The organism is Acinetobacter sp. WCHA45 (assembly GCF_002165255.2).
Lineage (GTDB): Bacteria > Pseudomonadota > Gammaproteobacteria > Pseudomonadales > Moraxellaceae > Acinetobacter.
In genome coordinates, this window is sequence record NZ_CP028561.1 from 1,051,746 (window position 1) to 1,075,451 (window position 23,706).

The window sequence follows — 23,706 nt, forward strand, 5'->3', positions numbered from 1 at the left end:
TTATCAAATTTAGATTTATAGTTGCTTTAACATTTGTTTTAATTTTTGAATGTAGGTCGGATTTTCATAGCCAGTCTCATTACTCCAATTTAATAATTTTTCTGTGCTTTCACGATTTTTACTATCAAGTGCAAGGGCGGCATAAATCTCAAAATCGTCATTTTCTCTTTGCATATTCCAGTTTTTGGCAGCTATGCGTAAACCTTCGTCATATTTTTTTGAAACCCATAGGAATTGAGCTTGCTCTCTGAGATGTATGTGATCCTTATGGTCGAGTAGATTTTGTACTCTTTGAGTTAGTTCATTTAGGTCTTTTTCTGCAAGAGGATCGTTTAGTTTCTGTTTGCTTAAAATAATTCTATATAACGCGCCATCATGATAACGATATGGGGTCAGAATTTTGATTGCGTTTGAATATTCTTGTTGAGAAATATACCAATTGGATTTAGCAAGAGTGTTGGGTAAATTATCTACATTAAGTAATGGAATAGATTGGCTCGCAAGAGTTGGATCATTAAATCTTGTCGCTATTTCTAGCATAATATTACCTAACCATTGCTGATCGTTTTTATTTAGCCTTGTTGCCATTTGAAGAAGTTCATTTGTTCTAGATTTTATTTCTGAAATATTTTTTGTCATTGCATCCACTTGCAGGACACAACCAGCTTGATAAAGTTTCACACTCTGTTGATCTAATTGATCACATAATTTAAGTGACTGATTAAATTGACCTTGTAATCTATATATATTTGCGAGTTGTAAAATTGCATCATAATTTTTAGGGTCTTTTTTTAATACGTCATTAAGTATTGTTTCTGCTCTGCTGAAATTATGATTTGCTTGAGCGAGTCGAGTTTCTAACAATTTATTTTCTGTGTCTGATGAATTGAAGCTTGATTTCATTAAGTCTTCAGCTTGTTCTAAAAACTTACCGTCGCCTTTTGAATAAGCTTTTTCAAGTAACACATTAACGATTTGATTTCTCAGCTCATCATTATGATTGTTTTTTAACATTACTGAATAATCTGGATGTTTTGAACTTGATGAAGATTCTTCATGGTGATGTTTCGGGTGAGCGAAAGCAGTACTTAAATACAGTGAAGCCATTATTGATAATGTTAGCTGACGAATTAACATTTAAAACTCCTATAAAGACTCTTAACAGAAGTTTGTTAAGAGTCTTAATCTTAAAATTTCACTGCAACGGGTTCTGATTTGTTATCTATAGTAGATTCTGAAATTTCAGTAATACTTTTAGGTTCAGCCTGTTCGTAGTTACTTTGAGGTTGATTGGTTAATGACAACGTTTCTTTAAGAACGGGGTCATTTTGGGGTTGGTTGTTATTATTTGGTTTTGAATTATTGTCATTACCACCGCAGCCACTTAATCCAATACCAACCATGAACAGCAAAATGAGTTTTCTCATGGTGACTACTCCTAATTATTTGCTAGCTGTATTAAATGGAGAGCCTGCTACTGGAGTATTTAAGTATGGGAAAGCAGTACCAAATTGTTGTGGTGATTGTAGAGCTCCATCTGTAAAGCCTATTCCTCCAGCTTTAGCATCGCTCGCTTTACAGCCAACAGCGGTATTGACACCATCAATTGTGCAGAGCAAGCCCATAGCAACTCTCAGCTCAATATCGACGACATCATCACCAGGTCTACGACCGTTCGGGAATCCTGCAGTATCTCCACCGATTACACCAAGACGATTTTGTTTATCTTTTGCTGCTGGAGTAATAGCAGTATTTAGACGCAACATTTCAGATGCTTTTACATTTTTAGGTTGGTTTAAGCCAGGAATACCTAAAAGAAATGCGTTAACTAAGTCAGTTCTTGGAAAGTTTGTTGGCGCAACTACGGCACCACCAGTTGCCTCTTTAAAAAGAACTTCTATTAATGTAGGGAGGGTTGGGTTAGTCACATAGTCAGCAAATTGCCCATCATTCACAGGCTTACTTGCATTAAATTTATCTTTATCTTTAAGACCAATGACGACTTCATTAACTAAAGGCATACCTAAACGTGAAACTTGAGTCCAAGCACCACCAACTTTACTTGCACTGGAAAGATTGCTTTCAGGATTAGGATTTAATAAGGTGGCTTGAGGTAAGCTTGCTGTTGTCCATCCTCCGATCACTGTATCATTTGAAGCCACTAAACAAGATTGTGGAACTTCTAAAGCAATTGTAGTGACGTTTTTATTTGCAATAGTATTCAAGCCTTGATCTTCAGCATTTACGCCTGAAGGTGCGAGTTGAGTAGCAGGAATCTTAATATTCACTAAATCGAATACTTCACCTAAGTTAACAGCAAAAGGATCTTGACGTTGACCAACAAAAACTTTACCAGAACCGCAATTTCCAAAGTTAATGTTTTGGACAAATGTATCTGCGTAGGCTTGATAGTTTGGAATTGATTTTGCGCCAACATTATCGAATGGCTTTTTAAAAGAGCCTAAAGCACTTCGATCACCTTTACGTCGGTCACCTTTAATCATGGTAACAGTATATGTTTCAGCGGTATTTTGAGCTGAACTACTATCATTTGTGATTTTACCAATGTTAGATAATGGTACAGAAACATTCTTGCCACCTACAGGAACTTGTAAGTCTTTTAACTCTTGATTGAATTTAAATTGGAAAGTAATGTCTTCTTGCCCATCTCCATTGTTGTCAATGTGTATTTCATATAAGGCTTTAGGATCTAAAGCGAAATAATTAGGTCCCCCATAAGCATCTTGTAAAGGCTGATAGTTTGCTAGTATGGTTACGAAATTACTTCGGCTCGGCTCATAACTTTTAAACATGTAAAAATCTGTAGCGTCAACCTTGGGTGTTTTACTGATTGATGGTGCTTCGCGGTGGCTTGAAGCGAATGATGTCACACTAAAACTACTTAGCATAATTGCTAAAAGTAGGCGAGAGTCCATTTTGTATCTCCTTGACCATGCTGATCTTGGGTATATTTTTGATTAATTTTTATTCGTCTTATAATTTTCTGATATGAATTTAGATCAGTATAAGACTCTTAATACTTATACTGGTTCGATAGTGAAGTTTCTGTGAGCAAGTTTTAATTTAAAAAATTTTTTGTGCTGTAGTAGATAAGATTAAATAAGTAACATCTAAAAAGTAAACATGTATTTATTCCCAAAATATTTTGATATCTGATACACCTAATTTTGTATTTGATTAGCCATCATTACTTTGAAATCACGCCAATGATACTTCATCTGTCAACATACCACATCTCAATGCGATTTAATTCAGGGCTATATGCTGGTATAAAATATAAGCTCGTTGAATATTCTTGCTCAAGTAAATCACGCCAACTCGACATCTGTCGACTTCGATGGATAGAGGCATTATCAACAATCAGCACTAATAGAACACCAAAAGCTTGTTTAACTCGCTATGCAACACCTGTCAAATAAGCGTAAAACCAATTACTCGTGACTGACTCATGCAAACAACTCGTTATCAATTGACCTGTCGACAGTAGACAACCCATCACATTAACTCTTTTTGATCTCACTGCATCAACTTGATGAGTTTCACCTTGTTTCGTCCACGCATAACGATTGTCGGGACTGGCTGAAAAACCTGTTTCATCAACATAACCCAATACGATTTCACCACGTGAAGCCTGCTCTCGTAATAATTCAATCTCCTGTTGGGCTTGTCCAAATGCCATCTGCTTTCTTTTTTTTTCAAGCTATGGCGAGTACGTTTAAATACCATACCTGATTGTCTTAAAAATTTACGTATACTGTTGGCATTGACTGATATACCAAATTGTTCATGTAATTTAACACGGATCTACTCTGCATTAAGTGGGTTGGCATTGACCCACTCTATAATCTGTTGTTCATGTTCATTTGTAAGAACATTTGGCCTACCTGAACGATGACCTTCTTGAATAGATTCAAATTGGTAGAGTTGCCAATGGCGACGTTGTAACCGTATAGTTTCAGGTATTCGACTTTGAAGTTTAGCTATTTCTGCTACAGTTTTACCTTCGAATAGCCACAATATGGTTTGTGCGCGTTGTCTTTCTCGCCAATGTGCAGCGTGTTTGGTGAGATCAATAAGTTGTTTTTGTTCAACTGGGTAGAGAGGGATTGAAACGATACTTGGTATAGTTGAGCAGCAGCTAATCAAACATACCTTTTCGGATGGTTAGTTTGATTAATCAACTTAATGTATCTTCAACCATTTTTAATGGTTCGATTCACATTACTTTCAGCGATATGGTAATTTTCCGCCAATTCCAATTGAGTGTTGTAATTACGCAAGTAATTGAGTATTAATAATTGATCCTCTATAGCTAAAGTATGAGGATGCCCTGATTTCTTTTTGAGTAATTCTAGTTCTTATAAAACCTTTACCATTTCACCAAAAACTGGTCGAGTTACGCCAACCAAACGTTTGAATTCAGAATCTGAAAAACGGTTTAATTTTTGATATATCATAAAATCTATATTGAGGCAGTTTTTACTTTCATAAGAGATTTAATGTAAAATTTTCTGAAATATTTTTAAATAATATTGTAACTGTATGGTTAGTTTAATATTAAAGAAATTTCTAAGCAGTGCTTAATTTCAACCACTTAGTCGTCTAAAAAATAAAAATATAATAGTTATAAGTCTTGTTACAAGCTATTAGTCGACAATCGATAGAAAATTTTCCATAGTCCTATCAACAATATTTTGGGAAGAAGTATTATGGATAAGATTACGGTAATTATTAAAGATCAAGAAGAAAATGAATCGATTGTTGTGGCACAGCTCAATGATTTAGAAGACCAAGATATTCCTTTTTTTAAACGAGTTGAGCATATTGAGGTAGAAGGGAATATCATTTTTCCAAATATCGATTTACTTTTTGAAAGTGATATAGATGGAAAGATTTATAAGTTAGTTGCACCTGTGAATGATAAAAGATTTATCTGACCTCAATCTTCTATTTTCAATACGATAAAAAAGGCCCACTTATGAGATTCAAATAAGTGGGCTTTATTTGAGAGCAACAAAAGTGATTTAAATCAAGTTGCCATGTCACTGAATACTCGTCCTAGAAAAGCGTTAGATTGGCTTGCATCATTAAAGAATTTTGCTCAACTTCTTGATTGTCATAAAGATTTTGAAACTGTCGCACCTCATATTTGAATTCGCCGCGTATCTTTTAAATAATGAATTGAATTTGTATTGATTTGATTGAACAAAAGGAAGCCATTTTGACGAGATCGGTTTATGTTAGACTACTCAACTTGCGGTATCGCAAATTACCGTGAATAACCAAAATGAGTAGGTAAGATGATTGGGCAGCAGAGAAACAGGCTAGCAGCTTTGGGAATAGATGTTTGGATTCCTCGGGAAGTTGTATGTCAAAAAAACACTGCACCAAGTCTATGGCGAGATCAATTAATTGATGACGTTTCTGAGTCTACAGAACGTACATTTGAAGTTGCACCGATTTTAGAAGATATTCCAGGAACATCTGCACATACGCCACCGATCGCCGAAATTGAAGTATCGCAGCAAACGAAAGTTGTTACAGAACCTATTGTTAAAGCAGCGCTTGATGAAAAAGAACAGATTGTTATTACTGCTCAGGTTCGGTCATTTGAATTGCAAATGTATGTGTTGGAAAACTGCGCCATTTTATTAGAAACCAGTCAGCTCAGCGATGCTCAAAGCCAACTCTGGCAAAATATTCAAAAGGCAAGATTAGGACAGTATGCTGAATTAAAATGGCCATTTCCTTTGGCTGCTTTTCAGGAAAGTCGAGGACTCTCCTCGTATATTCAAGGTTTTCTGGATGCAACCGCAACACAAAAAAAGATATTGTGCTTAGGTCAATTGGACTTTATTCAGCATTCTAATATCTTATATTTAGCTAGTTTAGAAGAAATGTTAGCCCAACCTTTATTAAAAAGACGGTTGTGGCAGCTGATGCAATAAAGATCGGAAATCGAATTATGAAGAAAGTTGTTGTATTCAGCCAAATAGATCAAGATGTTTTAGCGCAGTTAGAGCAAGATTATCGGGTCGTGGTACTTAATCCTAAACTTGGTGATATCAATGACCAGATTCGAACAGAAGTTGTTGATGCTGATGCCATGATTGGCGCAGGACGACTGTTAAACGAAAGTAATTTGGCACCCGCCCAAAAACTTAAAATCATTTCGACAGTGTCTGTTGGTTATGATAATTACGATGTTAACTATCTTAATCAAAAGAAAATTTGGCTTGCTAATACACCACATGTTTTGACGGAAACAACGGCCGATCTTGCCTTTACTTTGTTGCTGAGTGCTGCACGCAAAGTTCCATACCTTGATGCATGGACCAAACAAGGTCAGTGGAAACGCACGGTATCTACTGAACAATTTGGTATGGATGTTTTTGGTAAAACTCTAGGCATTATTGGCTTAGGGAATATTGGTGCTGCCATTGCCCGTCGTGGATTTTATGGTTTTAATATGAATATTTTGTATCATAACCGCCGTGAAAAGATTGAGGTGGCTCAAGCATTCAATGCTCAATATCGCGACTTAGATCAGTTATTGCAGCAGTCTGATTTTATTGTAGTTGCTGTCGATTTAAATCATGAATCCCAAGCACTGATTGGCGCAGAACAGTTTGACTTAATGCAAAAACATGCTGTCTTCGTCAATATTGCGCGTGGCTCTGTAGTAGATGAAGACGCTTTAATCGAAGCATTAAAACAAAATAAGATATTTGCTGCTGGATTAGATGTCTATGCCAAAGAACCTCTGCAAAATTCAGCATTATTTGAGCTGCCAAATGCAGTAACCTTGCCGCATATTGGCTCAGCAACGACTGAAACGCGTCAGAAAATGGTGAAACTTGCCTATCAAAATTTAGTGGACGCACTACAAGATAGAACACCTCGTTATCTCGTTAATCCAAAGTTTGAATAATTGCTTACAATGCTGATCAGTCAATTGCTGCATTATTGTGCGGGTTTATCTTTTTAAATTGATTAATATTGGTACACTTTCGACTTTTGAAATTTTGTCTTCGGGGTGTCTGTGTTTGAGAAATTGGCTGAAAAAAGTTTAAATCTAATGGGTTGGGAGCTGGATAATCATTGGGATTTGAATGTTGATCAATGCGTGATGATTGCAGCTCCACATACCAGTAATTGGGATGCTTTATATGCACGGTTGGCATTAAAAGCTTTAGGTGTAAATGTTCGTCTTACGATTAAAGATAGTTACATGAAGTTTCCATTTGGTCCATTTGTGCGTGCAATGGGTGGTATTGGGATTGATCGTAGCGCGAAACAAGAAGGACAAGCGCGACCGAGTATGGTTCAACTCATGAGTGACTTGTTCAAAACACATCCTAAGTTAGTGATGTTAGTGACACCAGAAGGGACGCGTGCTAAACAAGAACAGTGGAAAACTGGTTTTTATCATGTTGCAACCACCGCAGGCGTACCGATTGCATTGGCGTATATGGATTATGCTAAGAAAAAAACAGGTGTAGGAAAAATTGTTTATCCTACGGGAGATTATGAAAAAGATATGGTTGAAATTATGTCTTTTTATGCAGACATTAATGCAAAGTTTCCAGAGAAATTTAGTGTCGATCAACGTTATATAAACACGAAATAATAGTGTTGATTTCAAAAATATAAACTAAGGCAGGATTTTCCTGCCTTTTATAACACTTCGTTGCAAATATCTTCATTTTCTAATGTTATATTAAATTTCTTTATTAGAATCATAGAGAAACGACTTGAGATCGCTGCTGCTTGCATGTGGTTTATTGGCCACTACTCAATTGAGTCATACTCAGATCTTTTTGCCTACACAGGCAATTGAACAAACAGAAGTACCTGAAATTGGCAGTGGTGTAGGTTTGCTTGATCAACAGAAAGAAAAACTGATTGGTGAAAAAGTTTATCGTGAAGTTCATCGACAGATGCCAACGGTACAAGATGCGTGGTTAGAAGATCAATTTCTACAGGTTTTTTCAGGTATTCTTAGTCAGACTCAGCTTGGTCAACCGATTGGTTTAGTGGTTATAAAAGATCCACAAATTAACGCATTTGCAGTGCCTGGTGGTTTGTTTGCATTAAATACAGGCTTAATTACATCTGCAAAAAATTTGGATGAAATAGCAGGGGTCATGGCACACGAGATCGCCCACGTTGCACAGCGACATTACAGTCGTTCACAAGAAGCATTTAAAGGACAGGGGTTACTTGCTCTTGCAGGTATTCTTGTCGGTGCTGCAATCGCATCTAAAGCAGATGGTGATGTTGGTTCAGCGGTGATGTTAGGCACTCAAGCGGCGTTGATGGACAAGCAACTCAGTTATAGTCGTAATCAAGAGCGTGAAGCAGACCGTATTGGTATGCAGTTTATGTATTCTGCTGGATACAATCCACAAAGCATGGCAGATTATTTCGAAACCATGCATCGTGAAACAAGTCGTGTGAGTTTCTTACCTGATTTTTGGCTCACTCATCCACTAACGACAGAGCGTATGAGTGAAGCCCGATTACGAGCAAACCAACTCCCAAAAGTAAAATCAAAAATATATGATCTTGATTTTGAGATTTTAAAGTTATATACGCTCGTAATTTCAAACCAAGCGACAGAAACTCAATTACAAGCTTTTGCAAATCAAAAAAATACAGCTGCACAATTAGCGCTAAGTAAGTTTTATTTAGAACGTGGTGATTATACTCAGGCACAAGCAAATCTAGATTTGGTAAAAGCAAAGCTTAAATATCATGTATTGGTCCCACTGATTCAAACAGATATTTACTTAGGGCAAAATAAATTTGATCAGGCTTATAGTAGTATAAATTTCATTCAAAAAACGATGCCTGAAAATAGGGCACTATCTTATAAACTTGCAGAAGTTTTAATTCGGCAAGGGCAGGCTGGTCAAGCTCAAACATTGGTTCAACGGTTTATTCATAAAAACCAGAGAGATATTGAAGGTTGGCAACTGTTGCAGCAGGCAACAAACTTAGATAAAAGTTCGCCACTACAAGCAATTAATGTGCTTTGTTACCGTGCCGAAGCTGAGTATTGGTCAGGATATGAAGAAAATGCGATTAAATCGATGTTGCACGCTCAGCGTTTAGCCAAAGGAAATTTAGCCATGTCAGCAAAAATTGACTCTCGCTTAAAACAAATGCAAGATGATCGCCGTATGAAAATTTAATCTTTATCAAGAATTAAGAGAAATAAAAATGATCAAAGGACAATGTTTGTGTGGTGCTGTGCAGTATCAATATTATGGTGAAATTGAAAACAGTATTTTATGCTATTGTAGTCATTGTCAGCAGGCGCAAGGTTCGATAGCTGGTTGGAATAGCCCACTTGACGAAACACAATTTAAAATTCTGTCAGGACATGATCAGCTCAAAGAATATTTCCACACACCGAATAAAGCACGCGTATTTTGTCAAAATTGTGCAAGCCCACTTTACTCATATCGTACAGATTTACCTAATGTGATTCGTTTACGTCTAGGAACAGTGACCGATGGGAATCTTCCTGCACCAAAAGAAGAATTTTTTACTGAGCACAAACCAAACTTTATTGAATTAAGATAAGATGATCTGCGTAAAAAATCGCTGAGAAGTTAGAACATTTATGAAGAAAATTTTAGTTTTTATTTTTGCGATAAGCAGTGTGGGGATTAGCTCAGCAGCATCAGTCGAGCAATATGTGAATTCGGTTGAGAAAATTCGTAGTGTCTATGCACAGGATATTCGTGGTTTTTTACGTAGCCTTAATCCACAGATTTCACAGTTCACACCTGAGCAGCAAGCTCAGTATTGTGGTATTAATCAGCGTTATATTCAGGATATGTCAGATGCAATTGAAAAAAATCGCTCATCCTTGCCGCCACAATACGCAAATATGACTAAACAGGATGTAATCAAACAAGTCACTGAGTCAAAAGAGATGCAAATGCTAGTGAAATATAATGTTCAGTGTGATTTTAAGTAAAAATAATCTGTTGGGTTCATTATTTAATGAATCCAATTTTTAAAGAGAGTAATTTGTATAAAATAGAGGAAATTAAGCAGATTAGCTTAATTTTGCTTTAATTTTAGCAGAAACTTGTGCAGGATCGGCACGTCCGGCTATGATCGGACGTAGAGAATTCATCACCTTACCCATATCTTTCATGCTAGTAGCTTCTTGAGCAGCAATCGTTTGCTCAATGATGGAATCAAGTTCTTCCTCAGTCATAGCGGCTGGTAGAAATTGAGAAATAACCTCAACTTCGGCTTGTTCCTTACTAGCTAAATCATCTCGACCAGCGCCAGAAAAGGCCTTGATCGATTCTTTACGTTGTTTAATTTGCTTTTCAATGACCGCAAGAACCTGAGCATCGTCAAGCTCTATGCGCTCATCGACTTCGATTTGCTTAATTGCTGCTTGTACACCACGAATAACCGTTACTGTTGCCATATCTTTGGCACGCATTGAGTTTTTTAATACGTCAGTAATTTGGTTTTTTAAAGTATTCATAGTCTCTTCAGCAGTCAATCACAAATTAATTAGTAAAGGCGAGTAGTACGTACAGATTCGCGAGTCAATTTCTTTTGATAACGCTTAACTGCAGCAGCTTTTTTACGCTTACGCTCTTGAGTTGGTTTCTCATAGAATTCGCGCTTACGAACGTCAGCTAAAACACCCGCTTTTTCGCATGAACGCTTGAAACGACGGATAGCTACGTCTACTGGTTCGCCTTCTTTCAACTTAACTTGTGGCATGTAAAATCCTCTAAGATTATGGATAAGATCTAATGCACGATTGCACTAGATCGCAAGTGAAGGTCAGTATTTTACTCATTTACAACTCAGATCACAAGTCTATAATAGCTCTGATATTATTTTTGATCGTTGTAAAGGCAGTTTAATGATTGTTTTGGGCTTAGAAACTTCGTGTGATGAAACTGGGTTAGCACTCTATGATAGCGAGCTCGGCTTACGTGGACAGGTTTTGTATAGCCAAATCAAACTGCATGCAGAATATGGCGGTGTCGTTCCTGAATTGGCTTCACGTGATCATGTTCGTAAGATGATTCCTTTAATTAATCAATTGCTTGAGCAGAGTGGTGTTAAAAAGCAAGAGATTGATGCTGTTGCCTATACCCGTGGTCCAGGATTGATGGGTGCACTGATGACTGGGGCTTTATTTGGTCGCAGTTTGGCGTTTGCATTTAATAAACCTGCGATCGGTGTGCATCATATGGAAGGCCATATGCTTGCGCCATTGCTTTCGGAAACGCCACCGGAATTTCCATTTGTGGCTTTATTGGTTTCGGGTGGACACACTCAACTCATGGCAGCCTATGGCATCGGTCAATACGAATTGCTCGGCGAGTCAATTGATGATGCAGCAGGTGAAGCTTTCGATAAAGTCGCAAAAATGATGAAACTGCCTTATCCAGGTGGGCCAAATATTGCGAAATTGGCGTTACAGGGTGATGCCAAGGCATTTGAATTCCCACGGCCAATATTACATCAAGGTTTAGATTTTTCTTTTAGCGGTCTTAAAACCGCAGTTTCTGTACAATTGAAAAAGCTCGGTGAAGAGAATCGTGATGCTGATATTGCTGCCTCTTTTCAGGAAGCAATTGTCGATACACTCGCTAAAAAATCGGTGAAAGCTTTAAAGCAAACAGGTTTAAAACGTTTGGTGATTGCAGGTGGTGTGAGCGCCAATCTAAGATTACGTGAGCAATTGGAAACATCACTTAAAAAAATCAAAGCTCAAGTCTATTATGCCGAGCCTGCATTGTGTACTGATAATGGTGCCATGATTGCCTTTGCTGGATACCAACGTTTAAAAGCTGGGCAACATGATGGTTTGGCTGTGACGACGACACCAAGATGGCCAATGACTGAGTTACAACCGACCTAAAATACAATTCATCTTTCTATTGCTTGTTAGGCAGTGGGTAAATCTAGGTGGTTCTTATATTTACCCGACTATTCTTCTATTTAAAAAATTGAATCATTCATTTTATGCGTAGCGAACACGTACTGCCTACGCTATTGTATTTGAAGTATTGGATAAATTATTTTTTGATGAGCTAAAACTCATTGTGGAGTACAAAAGTTGAAAATTTCTTATATTTTTACATGTGGCCGATTAGAGTCTTTATTTAAGATTCTCTGTCTCACTCAACAAGGTGAGAAAAAGGTCGAGTCAAAAGAAAAGGTCGTTGAACAATATAGAAAAGACATCGCTTTAGGACGTCCTTTTGAAGAAACTGAACTTTATCAAATAATTGAGCAAAGTGAAGAAAAGATTGTTATTAACCGCTTGAGTAATATTCTGCGTGAAAAACCTACTCAGCAGAAGGGTAGCTTTGATGCGGACGAATATAAGACCGGCGCATGGTCTGAGTTTAGTGATTATAAGCTGGCGGTTCGATTCTCAAATGCGAAAACCGAGTTAAGTGAAAAGCACTTTGCGAAAACGGGTGAATACATGACCAGTCGTGGTATTGCAAAATTGACAGGTTTTAATCCAAGCAATATTAAGAATATGCTGCATCATAAAAGAAGTGTGGTGAGAAAAATGCTCACAACCTTAGAGAAGTTAGCAAAAGAGTATTAATATTTAAGCTGTATGTTTGATGCAGAGAAAATTTATTTTCTGCATCAATTCTGAACTAATACAATTTCAAGACTTTTAATCTTTAAACGCATTTTGATTTTCGACATCAATATATTCAAGATAACCACGACCTTGAACTTTTTGGTTTTGATATTCACCCGTGAAATTGTATGCACTTGCATAACCGATTCCATGACCATAGCGGTATCGGCTGTCGACTTCAGCGATAATTTCTAGCAGTTTCTGATTAGCATTATCCTTCACAGACCATGAAAACAATTGCGGTAAACGCATTTTTTACTTCATCTTGTTTCCTACGTTCTTTCCATACTGAAAAGCTAGATTATGAAAAACAATTGCCTTTGCTAAGCGGAAATAAGGACAAAGCCAAAGCTTTTTAGGGCAATCTCCCTAAGCATTGTTAGACAATTTTTCAAGGTTTTGCGAGCCAATCCAGTGTTTAGAGAACTGGTAAGCTGCACGCCCTGAACGCTGCCCACGAGCTTGGCACCATTTCAAACTTTCAGCACGAACAATGTCGTTATATTCCAAATTTGCTTGAACAATATAATGCTCGACAATTTCTAAATACAGTTGTTGATCCATTGGATAGAAGGAAAGCCACATGCCAAAACGATCAGACAGTGAAATTTTTTCCTCAATCGCTTCCTGTGGATGTAACTCGGTATATTGAGGAACATCCACTTTACGCACAGGCGTATTTTCATGCATAAATTCAGGTAGTAAATGACGGCGGTTACTGGTTGCATAAATAATAAAATTACTTGAACCCGATTGAAGTGAACCATCCAAGACACTTTTTAAACTACGATAATTTTCATCTTCTGCGTTAAACGCAAGATCGTCACAATAAACAATAAATTTTTCAGGGCGATGTTCTATTAATTTTTGGATTTTAGGTAAATCAGAAAGATCATCTCGTTCAATTTCAATTAAACGCAAACCTTGTGCTGAATACTCTGTAAGCAAGGCGCGAACAATCGATGATTTCCCTGTACCACGTGAACCTGTGAGTAAAACATCATTGGCAGGTAAGCCATTGAGAAACTGTAAAGTATTTTGAATAATCTTGGCTTTCTGGCGTTCAATTCCTTTTAGATCTTCTAAATACAATTTTTTAGGTTGCTGAATTGCAACTAGTTGTTGATTTTCCCATCGAAAAGCAATCGCAGAAAAATCTGTTGGCTGTTTAGGTGCAGGGAGAACTTGTTGTAACTGTGTCAAAACACTAGATAAAGATTGAAGAATAGATTCGGGTAAATCAAGAATAGCCATAAACACAAACCAAACTCAGTGATTAATGATTAGGGATACTATCATTGCTATAGCTGAAATGAAGAAAATATCATTAAAAATATTGCAAATGGTCAATTTTACCCTTGATTGTTGGTGCTGCTTTTTGCATTGTATAAGTGCGAGATGATAAGAATATAATGAAAAAATAGGAATGCTAATGTTCAATAGAGCTCAAGAAAAAAGAAATACATATCAATTGCATAGAATTGATATGTTAAAAGAGAGCTTGCAACATGCAAGTTCTTATGCGGAATGGAAAGAAATTGCACTAAAATTGGACGAAGAAGCGGGGCATGAAGCATGGAAATATGACAATCAATCGCCTTACTTTGATGCAGAAATTTTGTCTAAACGATACAACTTATTAAAAAAATATCGAATGCAACATCGAACTTTAGATTTAATTTATGTTCTCCGTGAAGGCTTATCTTATGACTTCGCCAATATTGGTCATCCAATGTTATTTGCACAAACCTATATTGGTACGAAAAGAATTATCGAAAACTATGTTGAAGAAATGAGTGAATGTCTTCGCTATTTAGCTTCTAGTGAATGTATTACTTTTCAACTCAAAAAAAAAATTCAATTTTTTAAAGAATGTCAAAGAGCCTATGGACAACCTGCCCTTATGTTTTCTGGGGGTGCAACACTGGGTTTATTTCATACAGGTGTATGTAAGGCTTTGCTCGAACAAGATTTAATGCCTCGAGTCCTGTCTGGTTCAAGTGCAGGGGCGATCATGACGGGCATGTTGGGGGTATCCTCGGCTGATAAAATTCCAGAACTGCTCGAAGGCGAACATTTTTTTAGTGATGCTTTTCAATTCAGGAAAATTTCAGAGCTAATTCGAGGTCATGGTGGTATTGCTGATGTCATGTATTTGAAAAAATTCCTGATGCAAAATTTGGGTGATGTGACATTTGCAGAAGCCTATCAACAGTCAAAGCGACATATTAATATTGTAATTGCCCCGTATAACACAGCACAGAACCCACGGATTATGAATGCACTCACCGCGCCGAATGTTTTGGTGTGGAGTGCTATTTTAGCATCTTGTGCTGTACCTGTATTATTTCCGCCTGTGCACTTAACCAGTAAACGTTACGATGGTCAGCATACACCTTATTTGGCCAATACCAAGTGGGTGGATGGGAGTATGCGTAGTGATTTTCCACAAGAAAAAATGGCTCGTTTGTATAATATAAATTACACCATTGCCAGCCAAGTAAATCCGCATATCGTGCCATTTATGCAAAGTGATACTGAACGGTTTCGTCGCGATGTTCTAAACTGGCCTAAACGAATTATTCGGCATCAAGGCAAATCGCTTGCTCTGGAAGTTATGGATTTAACACGTAATTATATGGGCAGTTTTTTCCCGATTCGCCGTGTTTTAGATCATGGATATGGCATTTTAGGGCAGCGTTATTACGGCGATGTAAATATTATTGCGCACTATGGTTTAAGACATTATAGCTATATGCTTAAAAATCCACGTCCGAAACTCTTTAAGGTTTTGCAGCAAGAGGGAGAGCGAGCGACATGGCCGAAGATTTCATCTATTGAAATTCATGCACGGATTGGAAAAACGATTGAGCATTGTTTAACATCACTGCGTAAGCAGCAAGAAAAGCAACAGAATGAGTTTTACTACGTTGATCTTTGATTCAAATATTCAACTGGATAATTTGAATTTAAGTACTAAACCTGAAAGCTATGCTTTTGGGCGGCGTTTATATCGTTGCCAAATTAAGCAACAACAATATTGGCTTAAATTTCATTTAATCAATAGCCATGAGGTTTTAGAGCAAGCGTTTGAGCGAGAACTAAATTTCTATCAACAAAACTCTCAAGTTATACAGAATTTTTTATTGCCCCATCAAATTATACCACTTTCTCATATTAAAAATGACGATGATCTTCCTCAGTGTGGGGGAGGGTTGCTTAGTGTTGCTACAAATGTATTTTTTAGCCCTATTCAGGTAACAGATAGCATCCAAGTTATCTGCCATAAAATTTTAACTGCGCTGCAAGCCATTGAAAGTATGCATCAATTAGGTTGGATTCATGGCGATTTAAAAGCAGAGCATTTTCGATTATATGAAAACTCATGCAGGCTCATTGATTTTGAACAAAGTTATCAATTACAACCAATCCAAAATTTAACCGCAACTCCTCATTATATGGCACCTGAGCTTTTTCATGGGAAGCCAAAAACCGTACAAACTGATTTATATGCTTTTGGCATCATTGTTTATGAGTGGTTATCCCAAAGCAAATTAACTGCAAAAAACTACCATGAATGGGCCATCCTACATTGCCAGAAATTAGAAATTAAATTACCTGATGAATTGCGGTGTTTTTTGCCTTTATTAACAGGCTTATTGCAGAAACATCTAAAACAGCGATTTAGCTCAGCAATAGAGGCAAAAAATTGTTTGAATGCAATTGATTTGCTGTAAAAATAAACATAAATGTTTGATTTGAATATTATATGTGCATTTGGTAGAGTTTTTTGTCAGAAAGACTTGTCATAACGAGTGTTTCTCACTAATATGCATACCCATCGGGGGCGTGGCGAAATTGGTAGACGCACTGGATTTAGGTTCCAGCGCCGCAAGGTGTAAGAGTTCGAGTCTCTTCGCCCCCACCAAATTTAAAAAGCAAGATTTTCTTGCTTTTTTTATGATTAAATCAGAAATGAATTGATCATAGGGTTATAGAGGATTGGTGTAATGGTAGCATGACGGTCTCCAAAACCGTTCGTCAAGGTTCGAGTCCTTGATCCTCTGCCAAATATCAAAAGGAACTTTAAATAAGTTTCTTTTTTTATTTCAAGAGTTTTTTCATTTGTATACGAAAAAAGCATTAGCTTTCAGATGTATAGTTTTTTTATAAAAAAGGCTTGTCAGCAAGAAAGTTTATCACTAATATACACATCCATCGGGGGCGTGGCGAAATTGGTAGACGCACTGGATTTAGGTTCCAGCGCCGCAAGGTGTAAGAGTTCGAGTCTCTTCGCCCCCACCAAATTTAAAAGTAAGTTTCTTACTTTTATGATTAGATCAGAAATGAATTAATCATGCAGTTATAGAGGATTGGTGTAATGGTAGCATGACGGTCTCCAAAACCGTTCGTCAAGGTTCGAGTCCTTGATCCTCTGCCAAATAAATAAAAAAGCCCTTGTATTTACAAGGGCTTTTTTATTTTCTCAATTTGATGTTTGAGTAAAAGTATAGAAATATTTGCTCAAAGCATACATAGCCTGTTTTGACTTATATAAAAAGACTAGGGAACACATAGGTTTCCTAATCTTAAGTTGGTGATTTTATATATTGATCGATTATGGTGTTGCTAATACAGTTGCCAAGAGTGGTAAATTTTGCCCTGTAGCAGCAGCTTAGGACTTACGCATAAAAGTAAAAAATTAATGTACTATAGCCCAGAAAATAGCATCACAATCTCAGGCTTTCTGAATTGTTCTCGCATATAAGAACTGAGAAAGCCTTGCTTTAACTGATAAATCGTCGTTTTCCATTTTCTCGCTAAGGCGATCAAACGATGCCACACCAATATACAACAGGCTATATGATTTCGTTGACTTTGACCCTTGCGACACTGGCAACGTTCTATACCTGTCGTTTGTTTTAACTCCCGATGCACCTGCTCAATACGTCAGCCAACTGCACAGATTGTTTTGATCTCATCAAGTGTACGAGTCGTTGTCGCATTCGTCACAATATAATCTGTACGTTCGGTAGAGTGTAATGAATGACCTTTGGGAAAACCGCATAAATGGACGCTATCGAGTCTGTAAATAAAACTGTGTAAACGCTTAAACTAAGCCCTGACGCTGTTGGGGTTAACTAAGGTGTTTATTATGAAAGATGAAGCAATGTTGGCATTAGCAAAAGAGCTTGCCAAAAATCTAAAAACTGAAGCTGACCTCAATGATTTTAGTCGAGCGTTAAAAAAACTCACTGTTGAGACTGTTCTTAATGCCGAGCTTACTGAACATTTAGGGTATGAAAAAAATAGTTCTCGCACCAACAAAAAATGCACGTAATGGCTATACCACAAAGGGTTTATTAACCGATGATGGTGAGTTCGATCTCGATACCCCTAGAGATCGTGATGGTACATTTGAGCCACAGTTGATTAAGAAAAACCAGACTCGTATCACGCAAATGGACAGTCAAATTTTATCGCTATATGCCAAAGGAATGACCACACGAAATACCGTTGCCACATTCAAAGAAAGGTACGATGCAGATGTATCACCAATGCTCATTTCCAGAGTTACAGATGCGGTCAAAGAGCAAGTAATCGAATGGTAAAACCGCCCCTTAGATGCTCTATATCCCTTGCGCAGCAGTGCTGCTTGTATCTTGATTGATATAATGATTAGCTACCACTATACGCAAATTGTAGAGTTTGAAGTGCTGCTAAAATCTTAAATTTGAACCTGAGATAAAACCTACAATTTGCCCTTATCCCTCATACAACTCTGAACGGTAACTAAGCACTTTGATGCTGTATTCACAAGGTAAGATGATGGTTAATGGGATAAAAAACATAGCTTAAACTCAAGGAATATCACCATGATTATGCTAGGTATTGATGTCAGTAAAACCAAAATAGATTGTTGCATTTTCCCTCAAGGTTTGACTGGAAAAAGAAAAAATAAAATATTTACTAATACAGAAAGTGGCTTTGGCAGTCTGCTCAAATGGCTAATCACTCTTAAAATTGAACCTGATCAAGTGACAGCAATCATGGAAGCGACTTCGGTTTATCATGAGAATTTGGGATATTATCTATATGATGCAGGTGTAAAGGTTTGTGTGGCTAATCCTTCACGAGTAAGAGCCTTTGCCAAAGGCATGTCCATGCTAAATAAAACGGATAAAGCTGATAGTGAAGCTCTTTCACGTTATGGTTACACCGCAAAGTTAATCATATGGCAGCCTGAACCTGAAAATGTCAGATTATTAAAAGCTTTACTAGGCAGACGAGATGTCTATCTAGGTAGTCTATTGCAGGAAAAGAATCGACTTGAAAAGGCGCAGTCCACTCATACCTCCGTTGTTGTGATTAAATTACTTGAAGAGAATATTGAGTATTTAAATCAGCAACTTGAACATATTGATAAGTTAATAAATAATCACATAGATCAAGATCCAACATTGAAACAGGATTTGAAATTACTGCAAACTATTCCTTCAATCGGTGAACGATCAGGCTTATTACTGTTGGGGTTATTTCATTCGCACAAGTTTGAAAAAGCAAGTCAAGCTGCTGCATATGTAGGTTTGGTTCCAGTACATCAGTTGTCTGGCAGTTCAGTCAACAAGCAAAGTCACTTATCAAAAGCAGGTGACAGTAAAATACGCTCAGTATTGTATATGTCAGCATTAACAGCGATTAAATATAATCCACACATTGAAGCTTTATATCAACGATTATTAAGCCAGGGTAAAAATAAAATGTGTGCTTTAGGTGCTGCAATGCGCAAGCTTATACATCTGTGTTATGGCGTTTTAAAACATCAGACTGCCTATCAAAGAGATTATTTATTGGTCGAATAATCTCAAAGCCTGATTGACTACCAAGACGGTATCTCATTATATGGATTGTATCGTCGTTAAGGTACGTCAGACAGTTTAGTTATAAACAAGGCCGTATACCTCGCATTAGGCGTCAATACTGATGGACAGAAAGACCTATTAGGCATGTGGATGTCAGAAAACGAAGGTGCTAAATTTTGGTTATCTGTCCTGACCGAACTTAAAAATCGTGGTTTAAAGGATATTCTGATTGCCTGTGTAGATGGCTTAAAAGGCTTTCCTGATACGATCAACACAATTTACCCTGATACCTATATTCAATTGTGTATCATCCACATGGTACGCAATAATCTCAAATATGTGAGTTGGAAAGACTATAAGGCTGTAACTGCCGATTTAAAGAGGATTTATCAATCTGTTACGGAAGATGCAGCGTTACAGGCTTTAGATGAATTTGGGCAAAAGTGGGATGACAAATACCCTCAAATCAGCAAGTCATGGTTATCCAACTGGTCGAATTTAAACACGTTTTTTGCTTACCCAATGGATGTTCGTAAAGCAATTTATACGACAAATGCAATTGAGTCACTGAACAGTGTTATCCGTCATGTGACGAAGAAAAGAAAAATCTTCCCAACGGATGATTCAGTGAGAAAAGTGGTATATTTAGCGATTATGGCAGCAAGCAAAAAATGGACAATGCCTATCCAAAATTGGAAAGCTGCTATGAATCGTTTTAGCATCATGTTTGTAGAGCGCGTAACGAGATATTTTTAAATCTGCATTTACACAGAATTATTTACAGGCTCATAAAAAAAGCAAAGCCGAGGCTTTGCTTTTTAAATCAACAAAATTTAGATTTTGCTAATTAGATCATTAATTTGTTTCGCTTGTTCAGCCGCATTACCTGTATATGTTGCAGGTGTTAATTCAGCCAAACGTGCACGTTCGTCAGCAGGAACTTGTAATAATTCATCACCATTCACAAAATTGACCATCATGTCACGGGTCATTGCTTGACCACGAGTCAATGCTTTTAATTTTTCGTATGGCTTTTCAACGTTATAACGACGCATAACGGTTTGGATTGGTTCTGCAAGAACTTCTTGTGCTTGGTCTAAATCTTCATTTAAACGGTTCGCGTTCAACTCAAGTTTACCAATACCTTTTAAGCAAGCATCAAAAGCAATCAAGCTTTGTGCAAAACCAACACCCATGTTACGAAGAACAGTTGAGTCAGTTAAGTCACGCTGCCAGCGAGAAACAGGAAGTTTTTCACCAAGATGACCCAATACCGCATTTGCGATACCTAAGTTACCTTCAGAATTTTCGAAGTCAATTGGGTTTACTTTATGAGGCATTGTTGAAGAACCAACTTCACCGTCTTTTAATTTTTGCTTGAAGTAACCTAGTGAGATATAGCCCCAAACATCACGGTTAAAATCGATCAGGATGGTGTTGTAACGACGTAATGCATCAAACAATTCAGCCATATAATCGTGTGGCTCAATTTGTGTGGTGTATGGGTTGAAGCTTAAACCTAAAGATTCTACAAATGCTTGAGCATGTGCAGCCCAGTCAATTTCTGGGTAAGCAGATAGGTGAGCATTGTAGTTACCGACAGCACCATTGATTTTGCCAAGTAATTCGACATTTTCAAATTGCTTGATTTGGCGCGCTAAACGATAAGCAACGTTTGCCATCTCTTTACCCAATGTAGTCGGGCTTGCAGTTTGACCATGTGTACGAGACAACATTGGTTGTTCAGCATGTGTGATTGCCAAAGCAGAAATCGCATTAAGGATTTGTTTCATACTTGAAACTAAAACTTCACGACCATTTTTAAGCATTAATGCATGAGACAAGTTGTTGATGTCTTCAGAGGTACATGCAAAGTGAATAAATTCGCCCGCATTTTGTAGCTCATCAATATTGGCAATTTTTTCTTTAAGGAAGTATTCAACCGCTTTTACATCATGGTTCGTCGTACGTTCAATTTCTTTAATACGATTCGCATCTTCTTCAGAGAAATTGGTTACGATCGCATCTAATGCTGCATTTGTTTCAGCAGAAAAAGCAGGAACTTCAATAATTTCTGCACGATTTGCAAGTGCTTGTAACCAACGCACTTCAACCGTAACACGAGCGTGGATTAAACCAAACTCAGACAAAAAAGGGCGTAACGCATCGCATTTGCTTGCATAACGTCCATCAAGTGGTGAGAGTGCGGTTAAAGCATTCATACAGATTCCTTAATTTTGGAATAAACATAAAAATAAATTCGTCTTAGCATCGGTTTATACCACCTGATACTGTAAACGAGCGAGAGCTTGAATATCTTGTAATAACTTACGTTTAGTAAAAATCATACTCCAAGAGCTACCACCGAGCTGCTTCCATAAATGTGCAAGTTGTAAGCCAGTAAATAAGCATGCACGAATACGGTTGGTATGATTGATGTCTTTAAATGCTTCAGCATTACCGCGAACTAAAATACGAGGATTGATTTGTCCTGCTGTTTCCACATAAGTTTGTGCAAGGTTGGCGATAATACTTGGATGCAAATAGTTGTTATCGAAAAATGAAAGCTGTTTTAATATTTTTTGCTGAGCTGCTTCGATAATTTTGACGTATTCAGGATTGCTATACACTTTCTTTTCTAATTGCAATAACGCCATTGCATAAGACATTGGGAGTTTAGCAGTCGACATTTTCGGAATACGAGATTTAGGCGCAGTATTAAAAGGTTGGGTTATACAACCTTCTAATGTTTTTAAACCAAGAGAGATATCTGCAAGTTGATTAAAAAAATCTAAAGTTTGAGTGGCATTGTTGGTGGCTGGGCGAATATTAAGACTGGCTTTAATCAGTAGTTCAAAATAAAAATTACCGCTATCGCCAATACTTTGCTGACCCGCCATTGCAGTCATATGCGTGAGCTGAGTTGCTTGAAACACAGCAGCCAATGCTAAAGCACGATTTTGTCGAACATTCAACGCTTGGGCGTGCTGAAAGGGTAACTCCACCATGCTTCGCTTCCAATTTCCTTAAATAAAATCTGGTTCAGGTGCATTGGTATGGTGAATCACACCACCACCTAAGCACACTTCTCCGGAGTAGAACACCACGCTTTGTCCAGGAGTTACAGCTCTTTGTGGTTCATCAAACTCAACTCGAATACCATTTTCGGTTTGCTCATCACGATAAATTGTACACGCTTGATCAGGCTGGCGATAACGGGTTTTTGCCGTGCATCGGAATCCTGTACTTGGGATGTCCTGTTCACCTGCGACCCAATCAATCGACTCACTCCAAAGCTGTGTGCTTTGCATGAGTGGGTGCTCATGTCCTTGACCGATCACCAAGCGATTATTGGCAATATCTTTATGGAGTACGAACCATGCACCTTCTTGTACACCTTTCATACCACCGATACCAATACCACCGCGTTGACCGAGCGTATAGTACATCAAGCCATGATGTTCACCAACTTCTTTACCTGACTCTAAAACAATTTTTCCAGCTTGTGCAGGTAAATATTGTTTTAAGAAATCGGTGAAACGACGTTCACCAATAAAGCAGATACCCGTCGAGTCTTTTTTCTTGGCAGTTGCTAAATCAAGTTGTTCAGCAATGCGACGAACTTCGGGCTTTTCGATTTCACCGACAGGGAACAGCGTCTTATTGATTTCACGACCATGCACTGCATGTAAGAAATAAGTTTGGTCTTTATTATTATCCACACCACGGAGTAATGGAGCATAGGTTTCGCCACGCGAGTTTTGCATGCTTGCACCACGACGCGCATAATGACCTGTTGCAATAAAGTCTGCACCCAAAGTCATGGCATGATCGAGGAAGGCACGGAATTTAATTTCTTTATTACACAAGATATCTGGGTTTGGTGTGCGACCTGCAGCATATTCAGCCAAGAAGTGTTCAAACACGCGATCCCAATATTCCATGGCAAAGTTCGCAGTGTGCAGCTTGATACCAATTTTATCTGCAACGGCTTGCGCATCAGCTAAGTCTTCAAGTGCTGTGCAGTATTCCGTACCATCATCTTCCTCCCAGTTTTTCATGAAAAGACCTTCAACTTGATATCCTTGTTGAAGTAATAATGCGGCAGAAACAGAGGAGTCTACACCACCAGACATACCGACGATGACACGTTGTTGCATC

General features: G+C 37.7%; 22 protein-coding genes, 4 tRNA genes and 6 pseudogenes. 19 read left to right on the forward strand and 13 right to left on the reverse strand.

What is annotated here, in order from left to right; all coding sequences use genetic code 11:
- Positions 1–15: 15 nt before the first annotated feature.
- The 6 genes and pseudogenes from CDG55_RS06350 to CDG55_RS06375 all read right to left on the reverse strand — a co-directional run.
- Complete coding sequence (locus tag CDG55_RS06350; protein ID WP_087537136.1) at positions 16–1,137, reverse strand: tetratricopeptide repeat protein; 1,122 nt, start codon at positions 1,135–1,137, stop codon at positions 16–18.
- A gap of 50 nt (positions 1,138–1,187) precedes the next feature.
- On the reverse strand, positions 1,188–1,427 hold the full coding sequence (locus CDG55_RS06355) for a hypothetical protein (protein ID WP_005165093.1): 240 nt from the start codon (positions 1,425–1,427) through the stop codon (positions 1,188–1,190).
- Between the two features lie 15 nt (positions 1,428–1,442).
- Positions 1,443–2,936, reverse strand: coding sequence for a DUF4331 domain-containing protein (locus tag CDG55_RS06360; protein WP_087537137.1), 1,494 nt, complete (start codon positions 2,934–2,936; stop codon positions 1,443–1,445).
- 246 nt (positions 2,937–3,182) lie between these two features.
- A pseudogene (locus CDG55_RS15475) lies at positions 3,183–3,700 on the reverse strand (transposase).
- 125 nt (positions 3,701–3,825) lie between these two features.
- Complete coding sequence (locus CDG55_RS06370) at positions 3,826–4,167, reverse strand: hypothetical protein (protein WP_228252572.1); 342 nt, start codon at positions 4,165–4,167, stop codon at positions 3,826–3,828.
- A gap of 56 nt (positions 4,168–4,223) precedes the next feature.
- Positions 4,224–4,478 (reverse strand): annotated as a pseudogene (locus CDG55_RS06375) (IS5/IS1182 family transposase); the annotation flags it as partial.
- A gap of 252 nt (positions 4,479–4,730) precedes the next feature.
- On the opposite strand from CDG55_RS06375, the gene CDG55_RS06380 reads away from it, so the two are divergent.
- The 8 genes and pseudogenes from CDG55_RS06380 (at position 4,731) to CDG55_RS06415 (ending at position 10,012) form a co-directional block, all read left to right on the forward strand.
- Entirely contained in the window at positions 4,731–4,958 is a 228-nt protein-coding gene (locus tag CDG55_RS06380; RefSeq protein WP_004662973.1) for a hypothetical protein, read from the forward strand.
- A gap of 84 nt (positions 4,959–5,042) precedes the next feature.
- Positions 5,043–5,174, forward strand: a pseudogene (locus CDG55_RS15480) (IS30 family transposase); the annotation flags it as partial.
- Between the two features lie 147 nt (positions 5,175–5,321).
- Positions 5,322–5,969 (forward strand): hypothetical protein, encoded by a 648-nt coding sequence (locus CDG55_RS06390; protein WP_087537138.1) that lies wholly within the window; start codon positions 5,322–5,324, stop codon positions 5,967–5,969.
- 17 nt (positions 5,970–5,986) lie between these two features.
- Positions 5,987–6,952 carry a 2-hydroxyacid dehydrogenase gene (locus tag CDG55_RS06395; protein ID WP_087537139.1) on the forward strand — a complete coding sequence of 322 codons (966 nt, stop codon included), beginning with the start codon at positions 5,987–5,989 and terminating at the stop codon, positions 6,950–6,952.
- Between the two features lie 111 nt (positions 6,953–7,063).
- On the forward strand, positions 7,064–7,651 hold the full coding sequence (locus tag CDG55_RS06400) for a 1-acyl-sn-glycerol-3-phosphate acyltransferase (protein WP_087537140.1): 588 nt from the start codon (positions 7,064–7,066) through the stop codon (positions 7,649–7,651).
- A 124-nt stretch (positions 7,652–7,775) separates the two neighbouring features.
- Positions 7,776–9,218: a M48 family metalloprotease gene (locus CDG55_RS06405; protein ID WP_087537141.1), complete on the forward strand. Its 1,443-nt coding sequence runs from the start codon at positions 7,776–7,778 to the stop codon at positions 9,216–9,218.
- Positions 9,219–9,246: 28 nt separating this feature from the next.
- Positions 9,247–9,612, forward strand: a complete 366-nt coding sequence (locus CDG55_RS06410; protein WP_004662964.1) for a GFA family protein — start codon at positions 9,247–9,249, stop codon at positions 9,610–9,612.
- Positions 9,613–9,652: 40 nt separating this feature from the next.
- Positions 9,653–10,012 (forward strand): hypothetical protein, encoded by a 360-nt coding sequence (locus CDG55_RS06415; RefSeq protein ID WP_087537142.1) that lies wholly within the window; start codon positions 9,653–9,655, stop codon positions 10,010–10,012.
- 81 nt (positions 10,013–10,093) lie between these two features.
- Here CDG55_RS06415 and CDG55_RS06420 read toward each other — a convergent pair whose 3' ends face one another.
- Both CDG55_RS06420 and rpsU read right to left on the reverse strand, forming a co-directional pair.
- Complete coding sequence (locus CDG55_RS06420) at positions 10,094–10,540, reverse strand: GatB/YqeY domain-containing protein (RefSeq protein ID WP_004808327.1); 447 nt, start codon at positions 10,538–10,540, stop codon at positions 10,094–10,096.
- A gap of 29 nt (positions 10,541–10,569) precedes the next feature.
- Positions 10,570–10,785, reverse strand: a complete 216-nt coding sequence (gene rpsU / locus CDG55_RS06425; RefSeq protein WP_004652785.1) for a 30S ribosomal protein S21 — start codon at positions 10,783–10,785, stop codon at positions 10,570–10,572.
- A gap of 145 nt (positions 10,786–10,930) precedes the next feature.
- Between rpsU and tsaD the strand changes: the two genes are divergently transcribed.
- Both tsaD and CDG55_RS06435 read left to right on the forward strand, forming a co-directional pair.
- The gene (gene tsaD, locus CDG55_RS06430) at positions 10,931–11,938 is read left to right on the forward strand and encodes a tRNA (adenosine(37)-N6)-threonylcarbamoyltransferase complex transferase subunit TsaD (protein WP_087537143.1); all 1,008 of its coding nucleotides are present in this window, start codon (positions 10,931–10,933) and stop codon (positions 11,936–11,938) included.
- A gap of 198 nt (positions 11,939–12,136) precedes the next feature.
- Complete coding sequence (locus tag CDG55_RS06435; protein WP_004662957.1) at positions 12,137–12,640, forward strand: hypothetical protein; 504 nt, start codon at positions 12,137–12,139, stop codon at positions 12,638–12,640.
- Positions 12,641–12,715: 75 nt separating this feature from the next.
- Here the strand turns inward: CDG55_RS06435 and CDG55_RS06440 are convergent.
- Both CDG55_RS06440 and CDG55_RS06445 read right to left on the reverse strand, forming a co-directional pair.
- Positions 12,716–12,937: pseudogene (locus CDG55_RS06440) on the reverse strand (DUF6670 family protein); the annotation flags it as partial.
- Between the two features lie 114 nt (positions 12,938–13,051).
- Positions 13,052–13,936: an ATP-binding protein gene (locus CDG55_RS06445; RefSeq protein ID WP_087537144.1), complete on the reverse strand. Its 885-nt coding sequence runs from the start codon at positions 13,934–13,936 to the stop codon at positions 13,052–13,054.
- 178 nt (positions 13,937–14,114) lie between these two features.
- Here CDG55_RS06445 and CDG55_RS06450 point away from each other — a divergent pair, with 178 nt between their 5' ends.
- The 9 genes and pseudogenes from CDG55_RS06450 to CDG55_RS06490 form a co-directional block, all read left to right on the forward strand.
- Complete coding sequence (locus CDG55_RS06450) at positions 14,115–15,623, forward strand: DUF3336 domain-containing protein (RefSeq protein ID WP_087537145.1); 1,509 nt, start codon at positions 14,115–14,117, stop codon at positions 15,621–15,623.
- Positions 15,598–16,419 (forward strand): protein kinase domain-containing protein, encoded by an 822-nt coding sequence (locus tag CDG55_RS06455; RefSeq protein ID WP_087537146.1) that lies wholly within the window; start codon positions 15,598–15,600, stop codon positions 16,417–16,419. The genes CDG55_RS06450 and CDG55_RS06455 overlap by 26 nt, the downstream gene beginning before the upstream one ends.
- A 106-nt stretch (positions 16,420–16,525) precedes the next feature.
- Positions 16,526–16,610: transfer RNA gene (locus tag CDG55_RS06460), tRNA-Leu, on the forward strand.
- 68 nt (positions 16,611–16,678) lie between these two features.
- Positions 16,679–16,752, forward strand: a tRNA-Trp gene (locus CDG55_RS06465).
- 150 nt (positions 16,753–16,902) lie between these two features.
- Positions 16,903–16,987, forward strand: a tRNA-Leu gene (locus CDG55_RS06470).
- Positions 16,988–17,049: 62 nt separating this feature from the next.
- Positions 17,050–17,123, forward strand: a tRNA-Trp gene (locus CDG55_RS06475).
- Positions 17,124–17,837: 714 nt separating this feature from the next.
- Positions 17,838–18,291, forward strand: a pseudogene (locus CDG55_RS06480) (transposase); the annotation flags it as partial.
- Between the two features lie 267 nt (positions 18,292–18,558).
- Positions 18,559–19,545 carry an IS110 family transposase gene (locus CDG55_RS06485; protein WP_004278529.1) on the forward strand — a complete coding sequence of 329 codons (987 nt, stop codon included), beginning with the start codon at positions 18,559–18,561 and terminating at the stop codon, positions 19,543–19,545.
- 37 nt (positions 19,546–19,582) lie between these two features.
- Positions 19,583–20,301, forward strand: a pseudogene (locus CDG55_RS06490) (IS256 family transposase); the annotation flags it as partial.
- A gap of 77 nt (positions 20,302–20,378) precedes the next feature.
- Here CDG55_RS06490 and purB read toward each other — a convergent pair.
- From purB to mnmA, 3 genes are read right to left on the reverse strand one after another with little or no spacing between them, the layout of a single operon-like run.
- A complete protein-coding gene (purB, locus tag CDG55_RS06495) occupies positions 20,379–21,767 on the reverse strand; it encodes an adenylosuccinate lyase (protein ID WP_087537398.1) in 1,389 nt (462 codons plus the stop codon).
- 54 nt (positions 21,768–21,821) lie between these two features.
- The gene (hflD, locus tag CDG55_RS06500; RefSeq protein WP_005217064.1) at positions 21,822–22,553 is read right to left on the reverse strand and encodes a high frequency lysogenization protein HflD; all 732 of its coding nucleotides are present in this window, start codon (positions 22,551–22,553) and stop codon (positions 21,822–21,824) included.
- Positions 22,554–22,571: 18 nt separating this feature from the next.
- Positions 22,572–23,705, reverse strand: a complete 1,134-nt coding sequence (gene mnmA / locus CDG55_RS06505) for a tRNA 2-thiouridine(34) synthase MnmA (RefSeq protein WP_087537399.1) — start codon at positions 23,703–23,705, stop codon at positions 22,572–22,574.
- Position 23,706 lies beyond the last annotated feature (1 nt).